This window comes from Pseudomonas sp. D3, from assembly GCF_029320995.1.
Lineage (GTDB): Bacteria > Pseudomonadota > Gammaproteobacteria > Pseudomonadales > Pseudomonadaceae > Aquipseudomonas > Aquipseudomonas paraveronii.
Window position 1 is genome coordinate 4,345,705 of sequence record NZ_CP119772.1, and the last position, 14,777, is coordinate 4,360,481.

12 protein-coding genes are annotated in these 14,777 nt (G+C 63.7%); 10 read left to right on the forward strand and 2 right to left on the reverse strand.

Translation table 11 applies throughout. The features are described 5' to 3' along the window. Window positions 1-578: 578 nt before the first annotated feature. Entirely contained in the window at window positions 579-1,916 is a 1,338-nt protein-coding gene (locus tag P3S72_RS19810; RefSeq protein ID WP_276193716.1) for a SidA/IucD/PvdA family monooxygenase, read from the reverse strand. A 119-nt stretch (window positions 1,917-2,035) separates the two neighbouring features. Beyond that, window positions 2,036-2,518: a sigma-70 family RNA polymerase sigma factor gene (locus tag P3S72_RS19815; protein ID WP_276193717.1), complete on the reverse strand. Its 483-nt coding sequence runs from the start codon at window positions 2,516-2,518 to the stop codon at window positions 2,036-2,038. A 256-nt stretch (window positions 2,519-2,774) separates the two neighbouring features. Between P3S72_RS19815 and P3S72_RS19820 the strand changes: the two genes are divergently transcribed. The 10 genes from P3S72_RS19820 (at window position 2,775) to P3S72_RS19865 (ending at window position 14,764) form a co-directional block, all read left to right on the forward strand. Continuing rightward, window positions 2,775-3,938 carry an efflux RND transporter periplasmic adaptor subunit gene (locus P3S72_RS19820; RefSeq protein WP_276193718.1) on the forward strand — a complete coding sequence of 388 codons (1,164 nt, stop codon included), beginning with the start codon at window positions 2,775-2,777 and terminating at the stop codon, window positions 3,936-3,938. A 1-nt stretch (window position 3,939) separates the two neighbouring features. Next, complete coding sequence (locus tag P3S72_RS19825) at window positions 3,940-5,910, forward strand: MacB family efflux pump subunit (protein ID WP_276193720.1); 1,971 nt, start codon at window positions 3,940-3,942, stop codon at window positions 5,908-5,910. Beyond that, a complete protein-coding gene (locus P3S72_RS19830; protein ID WP_276193721.1) occupies window positions 5,903-7,318 on the forward strand; it encodes an efflux transporter outer membrane subunit in 1,416 nt (471 codons plus the stop codon). Before P3S72_RS19825 ends, P3S72_RS19830 begins: the two co-directional genes overlap by 8 nt. 135 nt (window positions 7,319-7,453) lie before the next feature. Next, window positions 7,454-9,073: an alpha/beta fold hydrolase gene (locus tag P3S72_RS19835; RefSeq protein WP_276193722.1), complete on the forward strand. Its 1,620-nt coding sequence runs from the start codon at window positions 7,454-7,456 to the stop codon at window positions 9,071-9,073. 107 nt (window positions 9,074-9,180) lie between these two features. Then, window positions 9,181-9,948, forward strand: coding sequence for an FCD domain-containing protein (locus P3S72_RS19840; protein ID WP_276193723.1), 768 nt, complete (start codon window positions 9,181-9,183; stop codon window positions 9,946-9,948). A 242-nt stretch (window positions 9,949-10,190) separates the two neighbouring features. Further along, entirely contained in the window at window positions 10,191-11,393 is a 1,203-nt protein-coding gene (locus tag P3S72_RS19845; protein ID WP_276193724.1) for an ABC transporter substrate-binding protein, read from the forward strand. Between the two features lie 57 nt (window positions 11,394-11,450). Next, window positions 11,451-12,311 carry a branched-chain amino acid ABC transporter permease gene (locus P3S72_RS19850; RefSeq protein ID WP_247406721.1) on the forward strand — a complete coding sequence of 287 codons (861 nt, stop codon included), beginning with the start codon at window positions 11,451-11,453 and terminating at the stop codon, window positions 12,309-12,311. 1 nt (window position 12,312) lies between these two features. Next, a complete protein-coding gene (locus P3S72_RS19855) occupies window positions 12,313-13,323 on the forward strand; it encodes a branched-chain amino acid ABC transporter permease (RefSeq protein WP_247406724.1) in 1,011 nt (336 codons plus the stop codon). Further along, entirely contained in the window at window positions 13,320-14,069 is a 750-nt protein-coding gene (locus P3S72_RS19860) for an ABC transporter ATP-binding protein (RefSeq protein ID WP_276193725.1), read from the forward strand. Before P3S72_RS19855 ends, P3S72_RS19860 begins: the two co-directional genes overlap by 4 nt. After that, window positions 14,069-14,764, forward strand: coding sequence for an ABC transporter ATP-binding protein (locus P3S72_RS19865; RefSeq protein ID WP_276193726.1), 696 nt, complete (start codon window positions 14,069-14,071; stop codon window positions 14,762-14,764). Before P3S72_RS19860 ends, P3S72_RS19865 begins: the two co-directional genes overlap by 1 nt. Window positions 14,765-14,777 lie beyond the last annotated feature (13 nt).

Below are 14,777 nucleotides of genomic sequence, written 5' to 3' on the forward strand. Positions count from 1 at the left end.
AGCCGACCTGATCCTGGAAGCCGAACGCGGTCAAGAGTGTGGGAGGGGGCTTGCTCCCGATTGCGGTGGTGAAGTCATGCATGTATTGACTGACACACTGCTATCGGGGGCAAGCCCCCTCCCACATTTGGATCTCCGTGGATCAGATAGCGCTCATTCTGCTCTTGCTCTTGGGCGCGGCCTTATAGCCGACCTGATCCTGGAAGCCGAACGCGGTCAAGAGTGTGGGAGGGGGCTTGCTCCCGATTGCGGTGGTTCAGTCATGCATGTATTGACTGACACACTGCTATCGGGGGCAAGCCCCCTCCCACATTTGGAGCTCCGTGGATCAGATAGCGCTCATTCTGCTCTTGCTCTTGGGCACGGCCTTATAGCCGACCTGATCCTGGAAGCCGAACGCGGTCAAGAGTGTGGGAGGGGGCTTGCTCCCGATTGCGGTGGATCAGTCATGCATGTATTGACTGACACACTGCTATCGGGAGCAAGCCCCCTCCCACATTTTCTACCCCTGCATCAACTTACCCTCCGGCAGATGCAGCCAAAAGTCCCTAAACGCGTGCAGCCCGAACACCCGTTCGTCAGCTCGCCGTAGCGAGCAGCAAATCCTGCACCGAACGCCCCTGCCCACGGTGGCGATCATGCGCGTACAACGACGCCGCAATCTCATCCGCCCGAATCGGCAGCACCGACAGCAACGTATCGCTCAACCCATGGCTGGCCTGGCTGAAGCCCTGGATGTAGATGCCAGCCTTGCAACGCTCGTCGGTGACGATGCGGTAGTCGCGGCTGACTTCGAAGTCACTCATATAAGCCTCCAGCGGCGCCAGCAGTTCACGGTGCATCTGGCGTTCGTAGCCGGTGGCCAGGATCACCGCGTCGTAATGGCTGACGCTGGTTTCGCCGCTGGCGTTGTTGCGCAGGGCCAACTCGATGCCCAACGGGCCGGCGCTGACGTGCTCGACCACAGTCAGGGTGCGGAAGGCCTGGCGCGCAGTGCCGGAGACTTTCTGGCGATAGAAGATGCCGTAGATGCGCTCGATCAAGTCCAGGTCGACCACCGAGTAGTTGGTGTTCTGGTACTCGGCGAGCAGGCGCTCACGCTCGGCGCCGACCTGCTGGAACACCCGGTCGGTAAAGGCCGGCGAAAACACTTCGTTGACGAACGGGCTGTCATCCGCCGGTTTCAACGCCGAACCGCGGAGGATCATGTCGACCTGCACCGACGGGAAGCTGTCGTTCAAGTCGACGAACGCTTCGGCCGCACTCTGGCCGCCGCCGATCACTGCGATGCGCATCGCCTTGCCCTGCACACAGGGTTGCTGGGCCATGCGCGCCAGGTATTGGGAATGGTGGAAGACGCGGGGGTCATCCTTGAACGCCTTGAACACCTCGGGCACACGCGGCGTGCCGCCGGCGCTGACCACCACCGAACGGGTGGTGCGCACATGCTGCTCACCCAGCGCATCGCGGGAAATCACACGCAGTGCGTCAACCTGCTGCTGGTGCAGGATCGGCTCGATGGCCAGCACTTCCTCGCCGTAGCGGCTCTGGGCCTGGAACTGCCCCGCGACCCAGCGCAGGTAGTCGTTGAACTCCATACGGCACGGATAGAAGGTGCCGAGGTTGATGAAATCGACCAGGCGGTTGTGGGCTTTCAGGTAGTTGACGAAGGAATACGGGCTGGTGGGGTTGCGCAGGGTCACCAAGTCTTTGAGGAACGAAATCTGCAGTTCGCTCTGGGTCACCAGGGTATTGCCGTGCCAACGGTAATCGGCCTGTTTGTCGAGAAACAGCACGTCCAGTTTGCCCTGGGCCTTTTCGCGCTCCTGCAGGGCGATGGCCAGCGCCAGGTTCGAAGGGCCGAAACCGATACCAATCAGGTCGTGAACCGCGGGCGAAGCAATTGCCTGTGTCATTCCAGTGTCCTCTGGATAAGCCCCTTGGCGGTGGGGCGGGAATACCTTCACGACCTGCACAACAGGTCATGTGTTGATAGGAAACGAGGACAGTGAATTAAAATTTAACCGATCGACGCTCAGGGCGCGTCCCACTCGCGCATCCGCACCCGACAGTGCTTCATCGCGTTGACGATGTGTTTTTCCACCAGGCTGCGGGAAATCCCCAAGCGCTCGGCGATTTGCGGGTGGGACAGGCCGTCGAGTTTGCGCAGCAGGAAGCTGTCGCGGCAGGCCGTCGGCAACTCGGCCAACGCGCGTTCGAGCATCTGCAGGCGCTGGGCGTGATCGTGGGTGGCGTGGGGCGATGCGTTGGAGAAACGCTCTTCGGCATCCAGCACTTCCAGCGGCTCGACCTGGCGCAAGGCGTTGCGCCGATGGCCGTCGATCACCAGGTTCAGCGCGGTGCGATACAAAAAAGCGCGGGGCTGGTCGATGGGGGTGTCACTCGCGCGTTCCAGCACCCGCACATAAGCGTCATGCACCACATCTTCGGCCACCTGACGGTTGCCCAGCTTGGCGTTGAGGAAACACACCAGCTCGCGATAGTAGTTTTCCAACATGACTCCCGACCACCTGGCGGCGGCATTAGGTCCCTGAATGCTTAAAAAGACAGCCCATTCAATGATGGCAGTTTGGGTGAGTGCAATTTATAGTAATTCTCATCTACTTTTAAAGAAGACTTGCTTCAGCAGACGTTTTTTTTACTCGGCGGCACTGTAACTACTTGTGTAACAGCCTAAATCTTCGGGCCATGCGCTCGTTTAACTGTCAGCCCCCCGCAACTGCGGTCCGAACTTTCCTGGCTGGAACCAACCCATGAAACGCCCCCGACCTGCCCGACGCGCCCTGCTTGTGGTGGCGTGCCTGCTGCCTGTGATCGGCATCGCCGCCTGGCAATTACAGCCGCCGGGGCGCGACACCCTGGCCACCGTTACCGTGACCCGTGGCAACATTGAAAACAGCGTCACCGCCCTGGGCATCCTACAACCGCGACGCTACGTGGATGTGGGCGCGCAGGCGTCCGGGCAGATCCGCAAGATCCATGTCGAGGCCGGCGATACGGTGCAGGAAGGCCAGTTACTGGTCGAGATCGATCCCTCGACGCAAAAAGCCAAGCTCGACGCCAGCCGCTACGCCATCGAAAACCTCAAGGCCCAATTGCAGGAGCAGAAAGCCCAGCACGTACTGGCGCGCCAGAAGTACCAACGCCAGCAACGCCTGGCCGCCGGCAACGCCACCCGCGAAGAAGACGTGCAAACCGCCAAGGCCGAATTGAGCGCCACCCAGGCGCGGGTCGCGATGTTCCAGGCGCAGATTCTCCAGGCCCAGGCCAGCCTGCGCAGTGACGAGGCGCAGCTGGGCTATACGCGCATCTATGCGCCGATGACCGGCACCGTGGTGGCGGTGGACGCGCGGGTCGGCCAGACCCTCAATGCCCAGCAGCGAACGCCACTGATCCTGCGCATCGCCAAGTTGTCACCGATGACCGTGTGGGCCGAGGTCTCGGAAGCCGATATCGGCCACGTCAAACCCGGCATGAGCGCCTACTTCACCACCCTCAGCGGCGGCAACCGCCGCTGGACCAGCAGCGTGCGGCAGATCCTGCCGATCCCGCCCAAGCCACTGGACGAAACCCAGGGCAGCGGCAGCCCGAACAGTTCGAGTAAAAACGGCAGCGGCCGCGTGGTGCTGTACACCGTGCTGCTGGACGTGGACAACACCGACAACGCCTTGATGGCCGAAATGACCACCCAAGTGTTTTTCGTCGCCAGCCAGGTCAAGGATGTGCTCACCGCGCCGGTCGCCGCCCTGCAAGGCAGCACCGAACGGCAGATCGCCCGCGTGGTCGCAAAAAACGGCCGCATCGAAGAGCGCGCCGTGCGCCTGGGCATCAGCGACCGCCTGCGTGTCGAAGTGCTGGAAGGCCTGAGCGAAGGCGATCACCTGCTGATCGGGCCAGTCGACGGCAGCGGGGGTTGAATTGACCACGCCCCTGATCGAACTCAAGCACATCACCAAATCCTACGGCGGCGGCGACAGCCCGCAGGTCGACGTACTGCGCGGCATCGACCTGTCGATCCATGCCGGGGAATTCGTCGCCATCGTCGGCGCCTCGGGTTCCGGCAAATCCACGCTGATGAACATCCTCGGCTGCCTCGACCGCCCCACCGTCGGCGACTACCTGTTCGCCGGCGAAAACGTCGCGCACCTGGACAGCGACGCACTGGCCTGGCTGCGCCGCGAAGCCTTCGGTTTTGTGTTCCAGGGCTACCACTTGATCCCGTCGGGTTCGGCCCAGGAAAACGTCGAAATGCCGGCGATCTATGCCGGCATCAGCGCCGCTGAACGCCACGCCCGCGCCAAGGCCCTGCTCACGCGCCTGGGCCTGGCCGACCGCACCGGCAACCGTCCGCATCAACTGTCCGGCGGCCAGCAACAGCGGGTCTCCATCGCCCGCGCACTGATGAACGGCGGGCATATCATCCTTGCCGATGAGCCCACCGGCGCCCTCGACAGCCACAGCGGGGCCGAGGTCATGACCTTGCTCGACGAGCTGGCCAGCCAGGGCCATGTGGTGATCCTGATCACCCATGACCGCGACGTGGCGGCGCGGGCCAACCGCATCATCGAGATTCGCGACGGCCTGATCATCAGCGACTCGGCCAACAGCGCCACTCACGTCCCGGCCACCGCCAACAGCGCGGCGCTGCAAGCCTTCGACCTGCGCCAGCGCCTGGCCGAAGGCGCCGAGCACAACGGCGCGTGGAAGGCCGAACTGATCGACGCGGTGCAGGCCGCCTGGCGCGTGATGTGGATCAACCGCTTCCGCACCGCCCTGACCCTGCTGGGGATCATCATCGGCGTGGCCTCGGTGATAGTAATGCTGGCGGTGGGCGAAGGCAGCAAGCGCCAGGTCATGGCGCAGATGGGCGCGTTCGGCTCCAACATTCTTTACCTCAGCGGTTCCTCGCCCAACCCGCGCACGCCGCTGGGCATCGTCACGCTCAACGATGTCGCGGCGCTGGCGGCGTTGCCGCAGGTCAAGCGGATCATGCCGGTCAATGGCAGCGACGCCGGCATCCGCTACGGCAACCTGGATTACCTGGCGTATGTGGGCGGCAATGACGTCAACTTTCCGCAGATTTTCAACTGGCCGGTGGTCGAAGGCAGCTACTTCACCGAGGCCGACGAGCGCGCCGGTGCCACGGTCGCGGTGATCGGCCATCGCATCCGCGAGAAACTGTTCAAGCACGTCAACCCGATCGGCCAATACATCCTCATCGAAAACGTGCCCTTCCAGGTGATCGGCGTGCTCGCGGAAAAGGGCTCCAGCTCCGGCAACAAAGACAGCGACGACCGCGTGGCCATCCCCTACACCGCCGCCAGCGTGCGCCTGTTCGGCACGTACAACCCCGAATACGTGACGATTGCCGCCGCCGATGCGCACAAGGTGCAGGAAGCCGAGCAAGCCATCGACCAACTGATGCTGCGCCTGCATAACGGCAAGCGTGACTACCAACTGACCAACAACGCGGCGATGATCCAGGCCGAGGCGCGCACGCAAAACACACTGTCGCTGATGCTCGGTTCGATCGCCGCGATTTCGCTGCTGGTGGGCGGCATCGGGGTGATGAACATCATGTTGATGACCGTGCGCGAACGCACCCGCGAGATCGGCATCCGCATGGCCACCGGCGCGCGCCAGCGCGACATCCTGCGCCAGTTCCTGACCGAAGCGCTGATGCTCTCGGTGGTCGGCGGCCTGTGCGGTATCGCCCTGGCGCTGCTGGTCGGCGGCGTGCTGATGCTGGCCAAGGTGGCGGTGCAGTTTTCCCTGGTGGCGGTGCTCGGCGCGTTTGGCTGCGCACTGGTCACCGGCGTTGTATTCGGCTTTATGCCGGCCCGTAAAGCTGCCCGGCTCGATCCGGTTAAGGCGTTGACCAGTGAATAAACCATCTCCCGCACCGCACGTGTGCGTATTCAGCCTGTGCCTGCTGCTCAACGCCTGCGCCGGCAGCCTGCCCGCCGTCGACAGCGGCATGGCCGCGCCAGCCGCCTGGCAGTACGCCGAGCGTGACGCCGCCCAGGCCAGCAACCAGCGCTGGTGGACGCAATTTGGCAGCCCGCAACTGAACCGCCTGATCGAACAGGCGCGCCGCGACAGTTTCGACGTGGCGGCCGCCGTCGCACGGGTGCGCCAGGCCCAGGCCAAGGCGGTGATCGCCGGCGCGCCGCTATTGCCGGAAGTGAAGTTCAACCTGTCCACCAGCCATGAGAAGTTACTGCGCGGCCAGGGCGGGCCAAACCTGGATGTAACGCAAAGCGATGACGTGGCCAACAGCTTCGGCGCCAACCTCAGCGCCAGTTATGAAGTGGATTTCTGGGGCGGCCGCGCCGCCGCACGGGACAGCGCCCTGCACGGCCTGCGGGCCAGCGCGTCGGACCAGGCCACCGTGGAGCTGACGCTGCTCGGCAACGTCGCCGACCGCTACGCGCAAACCCTCGCCGCACGCCAGCGCGAGCAGATCGCCGCGTTGAACCTGGCCAATGCGCGCACGGTGCTGGAACTGGTGCAGACGCGCTACGACGCCGGTTCTGCCACGGCCCTGGAACTGGCCCAGCAGCAAAGCCTGGTCGCCAGCCAGCAACGGCAAGTGCCGCTGATCCAACAACTGGCCGAAGAGTCGCGGATCACCCTCGCGGCCCTCCTCGGCCAGCCTGTCCAGGCGTTGGACCTGGGCACAGAGCCCTTCCAGGCACTCACCTGGCCGAGCATCGGCGCGGGCGTGCCCAGCCAGTTGCTGAGCCGGCGCCCCGACCTGGCCAAGGCCGAGGCCGACCTGGCGGCGGCGCAAGCGGATGTTCGCGTTGCCCGCGCGGCCATGCTGCCCGGTGTAACCCTCGGCGCGACCCTCGGCTCCGACGCCGGCAGAGCCTTGGAGATCCTGCGCAGCCCGTATTACTCGCTGACCGCCGACCTGGTCGCCCCGATCTTCAACAATGGCCGTTTAAACGCCGAACGGGACAAGGCCCGCGCGCGCCAGGATGAGCTGCTGCAGACCTATCGCGGGGCGATCATCAACGGTTTCGCCGATGTGGAAAAAGCCCTCAGCAACATCACGCGCCTGGACCAGCAGCGCCAATGGCAAACGCAAGAGCTGCAGGCGGCGCAGAGCGCTATGCGCATCGCCGAAATCCGCTACCAGGCGGGCGCCGAAGATTGGCTGAGCGTGCTGGAAACCCAGCGTACCCTGTACGCAGCCGAGGATCTGAATGTGCAACTGCGCTTGTCACGCCTGCAAGCCAGCATTGCCTTGTACAAAGCGTTAGGCGGCGGCTGGGAGGCCGACATCCGATAAACGAAAGTCGCATTTCGTACACGTGCCGTTTTGTCCTCCTACATTTTCCCCCCACGGTCCTTGGTAAAAAAGTCGTCCCGAATCAGAAGCCACAACAGTGGCTTCTTTTTCTCACACGACTGGCCAGGATCGCTGATGAACCCCCTTCCAGCTGCAAGCGCAATTACCTACCGTTGCCTGGTGCTGGTCGCAGCCCTGGCGCCCGCCAGCGCTCACGCTGAAGCGCCGCGTTCACCGTTCGGCATCGAATGGTTCCTGGACTGCCCGCAACCGGCGCTCGAACGTCTGGACCCAGAGGTCATCGAACGCACCCAATGCGGCATCGTCACTGCGCCCCTAGACCATGCGGCGCCCGAGCGCGGTCGCATCAGCTTCGACATCACCCGCGTCGGCGCCAAATTGCCGCTGTCACGCCAGGGGGCGTTATTCGCCAACCCAGGCGGCCCCGGGCTCGACGCCGGCGGCGCCTTCGCCGTACACCTGGCCACCGTCTGGAAGCACTACGCCCAGCAACCCGACTGGGGCGACACCTACCGCCAGTTGGCCGATACCTACGATGTGATCGAAGTCACCCCGCGGGGCCTGGGCCGGCTGCCGGGGTCACGCCTGGAATGCCGCTCCGAGGGGCGGATCGTGCCGCAAGGGGATGTCAGCGAAGACCGCAGCGCGGCCAACCTCGCCGCTGCGCGCCAGAATGCCCGGTTGATTGCCCAAGCATGCGCCAGCCACCCGCTGACGCCTTACATCACCACCGAGCAAACCGCCCGCGACCTGGAATTTGTGCGCAAACAATTGGGCGAGTTGCAGTTCAACTACCTGGGCAACGCCTACGGCACTTGGCTCGGCGCCTGGTACGGCGGCCTGTTTCCAGCGAACGTGGGGCGCATGGTGCTCGATTCGAACATCAACTGGACCTCAACCTTCGAGCACGCCAGCCTGATCGTCGCCGGCGAAAAGGAGAAGATTTTCGAGCGCTTCGTGGCCCAACCCGCCGCCCTCGACCCTGGCGTGTATCAACTGGGCGACACGCCAGTCGCGGTGCGCCGTGTGTTCATGGAACTGCTGCCCAGCGTGCGCACGGCCCTGCGCTCCAGCAACCGCCTCTACAGCGACCCCACCGGCCTGATGAGCGCCCACCTGCTCAGTCGCTGGCTGCGGGAAACCCCCGACAGCGACGACCTGGCGCTCGAGGCGCGTGCCCGTGCGCATCGCTTCAGCCCCGACCCGGTCATCGAAGAGCGTGCCAAGTCGATGTTCAGCCTGCTGCTGCAACGCGTGCGCGAACCCTTGCAGGCCAACGTGCCGAAGCCTGGGCCGCTGCGCATGTCGGCCGCCGACTCGGTCAAAACCGCGATCCTGTGCAACGACTCGACCTACTCCAGCGAAGACCTCTGGCAGCAAAAAGAAACCGAATCGCTCACCAAGTACCCGGTCGCCGGCAGCGCCCTTGAGGCGCGCCAATGCACCACCTGGCCGCGAAACCACAGCCGGGGCTTGCCCTACAAGGAACTCGCGCGGCTCGACAGCCTGCTGATGGTGCAGGCCGAATTCGACGACCACACCCCGTCCACCGGCGCCGCCTGGGCCTTTGAGCGCACGTTCCCGGCGAGCCGCGTACAGCTGAAGAACGCCTATGCCCACGGGGTTTCGTTCAGCGGCGTGAGTGCCTGTGTGAACCAGTGGGTAGGCGATTATCTGATGCATGGGAACAAACCGCCGCGTTCGACGGTGTGTACGGACGCCACGGTGCAATGAATCTCCGTTTACGACCTTTCCATACCAGAAACGACACCCTGCGTTGACGCTACGGCCCAATCGTTATTAAGTGCTATTTATCCGCATTAATACGATAAATAGACACCATGCTCACTCGCCCGCTACGACGCAAACGCCAGAAGCTGTCCGACGTGATTGTCGAGTCGGTCAAGCGCTCCATCGTCACCGACGCCTTGAAGCCCGGCGACCGCCTGCCCACCGAGCGCGAGCTGATGGAAAGTTTCCAGTGCTCCAAGGGCTCGGCCCGCGAAGCGCTCAAGGCCCTGGAAGTCGAAGGCCTGGTCAGCACGCGCACCGGCCCCAGCGGCGGCGCCTACCTGAACCAGGCCGGCACCGAACCGGCCAGCCGTGCGCTGCGCAATTACTTGCACTTCCAGCATCTGGATGGTGAGCAGGTGTACCAATTGCGCAAGGTCATCGAAGTGGAACTGGCGGTGTCGGTGCTCGGGCGCCTGAGCGAGGACGACTACCAGGCCCTGCAGGCCAACGTGGACTTTTGCAGTGCGCCGGAAGACAGCGAGGCCGGCCAGCGCGAACAACGCCTGGCGGAACTGGAGTTCCACAACCTGTTGGCCAAGGCCTGCCCCAACCCGTTGCTGAGCTTTATGGCGCAGTTTCTCAACGACCTGCTGCGCGACCTGGTGGTGCTGAAAAAAGCCTACAAGCCCAAGCGCAAGCAGTTCGACGCGGCCAACCTCGACTATCACAAGCAACTGTTGAACGCCTTTCGCGCCGGCGATGAAAGCGCGGTGCGCAGCCTGATGCATGAACACATGTGCGACGCCGAACACCATATGACCGCCCTCGAAGGCCAGGTCAGCCCGCATTTTCTACTGGAGTTCGATCACTCTTAATAACACCCCAGATCCAATGTGGGAGGGGGCTTGCTCCCGATGAGGCCGGCACATTCAACCTCTATATCGACTGACACACCGCAATCGGGAGCAAGTCGAATCGTCGCACCGCCCCTCCCACAGTTGACTGCATTCCAACCCGCACACTGCGTTACCCCAATAAAAAAGCGCCTGCCCACAGGCCCTGCTCCACCGTATCGCCATTGCCACTCCTGCCAATAACTAAACCAGGGAGTCACCCCATGCAGCGTCGTACGTTATTGAAAGCCAGCCTCACCGCCGCCGCCGCCCTCAGCCTTCCGCTGAGCGTGCGTTCGGCATTCGCCGCCGAGCCCTTTACCCTTTATGGCCTCAAGTCCATGTCTGGCGCCTTTGCCAGCTATGGCAAGTTTGCCGACATGGGTTCGCGCCTGGCGGTGGCGCAGCACCCCGAGATTCTCGGGCGCCCGCTGAACTACAAGGTCATCGACACCGAAGGCAACGCGGGCAAGGCGGTACGCAAGGTGCAGGAAGCGATTGCGCAGGACGGCGCGCGGTTCTTCCAGGGCTGCACCTTGTCATCATCGGCGCTGGCGGTGGCCAAGGAAGTCGACAAGGCTGGTGGCGTGTTCATGACCCCGGTGGGCGCCGATGAAGTCACCGGCAAAGACTGCAACCACGCGACCTTCCGCTGGTCGGTGCCCACCTACGGCGCAATCCGCGAAACCCTGGTGCCGCTGATCAAGCTGCTGCCGGACGCCAAGCGCTGGTACACCATCACCCCGCAATACGTGTTCGGCGAAGCCTTGCTCGAAGGCGCCAAAAACGTGCTCAAGGAACACGGCCTGGAACACGTCGGCAACAGCTACCACTCGCTGCAGGAGCAGGAATTCTCCGGCTACCTGACCAACGCCATCGCCACCAAACCTGACGTGCTGGTGCTGCTCAACTTCGGCAGCCAGTCGTCCAACACCCTGCGCCAGGCGGTCAACTTCGGGATCAAGGAGCGCATGAAAGTGCTGCTGGTATGGTCCGCCGGCCTCGACCAGTTCCAGGAACTGGGCAGCGACATACTCGAAGGCGTGTACCTCGGCGCGCAGTACTGGCACCAGGTCGACAGCCCGCTCAACCGCGAACTGGTCAAGCTGACCCAGGCTAAGTACGGCATCAACCCCACCTACCCGCTGGCCGCCGACTACATCAGCACCAAGGTCATGCTGGACAGCATCATCGCCACCGGCAGCTTCGACGGGCCGACCGTGGCCAAGGCCATGCAAGGCCTGAGTTTCGAGGGCCCCACCGGCAAGGAATCGATCCGCGCCGGCGACCACCAGGTGATCAAGGATTACTACCTGCTGATCGGCAAGGCCGCTGCCGACATGGCCGACAAGGACGACCTGGCCAAGGTGCTCAGCGCCGGCCAGTCATTCCCGCCGGTCGAGGCCACGGGCTGCACGCTCGCCTGACCCCCTGAATATTGCACCGCAGGGCCGCGCGAGCGGCGTCCTGCCGAGGGTTCCTGCATGCTCAATCTTTACCTGTTCCAGATACTCAATGGCCTTGGCCTGGGGATGATCTACTTCCTGATCGCGGTCGGGCTGACGATCATTTTCGGCCTGCTCAACTTCGTCAACTTCGCCCACGGCGCGTTCTTTCTGCTGGGCGCCTACATCTGCTACACCGCCGTGAGCCTCACCGGCAGCTTCTGGCTGGCGCTGCTGCTCGCACCGCTGGTGGTGGCCGCGCTGGCGTGGGTGATCGAGCGTTTGCTGATCCAGCGGATTTATCACTTGCCGCACATGTTCCAGATACTGGTGACGCTGGGGATCGCGCTGATCATCCAGGAAGCCAGCGTGATGATCTGGGGCCCGGTGGGCAAAAGCGTCGCCGTGCCGGACCTGCTGCGCGGGGTGCTGGTGCTGGGTGATTTCGTATACCCCTACTACCGCCTGTTCCTCATCGTGTTTTCCGGGCTGGTGGGCCTCGGCCTGTGGCTGCTGCTGGAACGCACACGCTTCGGCGCGCTGGTGCGCGCCGGCAGTGAAAGCACCGAAACCGTGTCGCTGCTCGGCACGAATATCTTCCGCCTGTTCTCCATGACCTTTGCCCTTGGCGTCGGCCTGGCCGGCATGGCCGGTGTGCTGTTCGCGCCGTTGCGCGGTGCCCAGCCCTTTGTCGGCCCGGAAATTCTCGGGATTGCCTTTGTGGTTGTCGTCATCGGCGGCATGGGTTCCTTCAGCGGCGCGCTGGTCGGCGGTTTGCTGGTGGGCGTGGTGCAAAGCCTGATGACCACACTCTGGCCCCAGGGTGCGAGCCTGATGATCTACGGCGCGATGGCCGTGGTGATTCTGGTGCGCCCTTACGGCCTGTTCGGGAGAGCCTGACATGAGCGAGAAAAACCCCCTGCCGTTCGCCAAGACTCAATCCAAAGCGATGTTGCTGTGGGTGCTGGCGGTGCTGATCGGCTTGCCGCTGATCTTGCCCTCGGCGACCCTGGCCAGCGAGATCCTGATCTTTGCCATGGCCGCCCTGGCCTGCAACCTGTTGCTCGGCTACACCGGGCTGTTGTCATTCGGCCAAGGCATCTTCTTCGGTGCCGGCGCCTATTGCGCGGCGCTGCTGATGATCCACCTGCAAATGGGCTTGTTCACGGCCCTGTTGGGCGCTGCGATTGCCGGCGGGTTCCTCGCGTTGCTGGTGGGCGCCCTGGCGATCCGCCGCACCGGCATCTACTTCGTCATGCTGACGCTCGCGTTCAGCCAGATGGCCTACTTCGTGGCCTACACCTTGAGCGACTGGACCGGCGGCGACAACGGCCTGCTCAGCGTGCCGCGCCCGGAGATCCGCATCGGCGACAGCGTGTTGCTGTCGTTGGCCGACGCCCGCGCGTTCTACGGTTTTGTCGCGGTGCTGTTCCTGCTGATCTTCATCGGCGCACGCCGCGTCATTGCCTCGCCGTTCGGCAGCACGCTGATGGCGATCCGCGAAAACGAAACCCGTGCCTCGGCCATCGGCTATGACACGCGCCACTTCAAGATCCTGGTGTTCGTGCTGTCCGGCGCGGTCACCGGGATTGCCGGCGCGCTGTACGCCATGTTGCTGCACTTTGTGCCGCTGTCGAATATCGACCTGGCGATGTCCGAGAACATCCTGATCATGACCATCGTCGGCGGCACCGGCTCGCTGTTCGGTTCGTTGCTCGGCGCCGGTTCCATCGTGCTGCTGGGGGATTTCCTCTCCGACCTGTGGCCGCGCTGGCTGATGCTGCTGGGGGTGATCCTGATCCTGGTGGTGATCTTCATGCGCGGCGGGTTATGGGGCGGCCTGGCGTCGCTGTTCGAGAACGTGCGCGGCCGCCGCAAAGCCGCCGTCGTCGCCAAGGAGCAAGGGCTATGAGCATCCTGCTGGAAACCAAAAACCTGGAACTGGCCTACGGTGCGTTCCATGCGGTCAACGGCGTCAACCTCAAGGTCGAAGCCGGCACCATCCACACCATCATCGGCCCCAACGGCGCGGGCAAGACCAGCCTGTTCCACTGCCTGACCGGCGAACGCCAGGCCACCGCCGGGGCGATCCATTTCGACGGCCAGCACCTGATGCGCAAACCGGCCCACGCCCGCGTCGGCCTGGGCATGGCGCGTTCGTTCCAGCTCACCAGCCTGTTCCAGAACCTCAGCGTGCGCGAAAACCTGCGCCTGGCCGCCCAAGGGCGCGACGGTGTACGCGCGTTGAATTTCTGGCGCCGGGTCGAGAGCCAACGCGAACACCTGGAGATGGCCGACCAGGTGCTCGAACGCCTGCAACTCACCGCTCGCGCCACGACCCTGGCCGGCGAGTTGTCCCACGGCCAGCAACGGGTGCTGGAGGTGGGCATGTCGATCTGTTCCAAACCCAAACTGCTGATGCTCGACGAGCCCACCTCGGGCATGGGCATCGATGACATCCCGATCATGACCCAACTGATCAGCGACCTGGGCCGCGACCACACGGTGCTGTTGATCGAACACAACATGAGCATCGTCATGTCCATCAGCCAACGCATCACCGTGATGAGCCACGGCCAGATCCTGGTGGAAGGCACGCCGGAATTCGTGCGCGCCGATGAACGCGTGCGCACGGCTTATCTTGGGGAGGCTGCCTGATGCTGATCGTCGAGAATATCCATGCCTACTACGATAAGAGCCATGTGCTCGAAGGCGTGTCGCTGACCGTCAACCCCGGCGAACTGGTGACCCTGCTGGGCCGCAACGGGGCCGGCAAGACCACCACGTTGCGCAGCATCCTCGGCATCATCTGCCCGCGCCAGGGCCAGATCCACTTCAACGGCCAGTCGCTGGTGGGCCAGAAGATCTTTGAAATCGCACGCCAGGGCCTGGCGCTGGTGCCGGAGAACCGTGGGATTTTCCGCCTGCTCACTGTCGAGGAAAACCTGCGCATCGCCGCACGCAAGACCAGCCGCTGGCAGCTCGAAGACGTCTACGGCATGTTCCCGCGCCTCAAGGAGCGGCGCAAAAACGCCGGCCACGCGCTCTCCGGCGGCGAGCAACAGATGCTCGCCATCGCCCGCGCCCTGCTCAACGATCCCAAGTTGCTGATCCTCGACGAACCCACCGAAGGCCTGGCCCCGGTGATCGTCGACGAGTTGGTGAAGATCCTGCGCAAGGTCAAGGACGACGGCCTGCCGGTGCTGCTGGTGGAACAGAACCTGATGGTCTGCGACAAGCTCGCCGACCGCCATTACGTGCTCGAACAGGGCCGCGTGGTGTACGAGGGCAGCGCCGCCGCCTTCCGCGCGGACCCGACGATCAAGAACCGCTACCTGGCCCTGAGTGCCTGACCGGAGTTCGAAG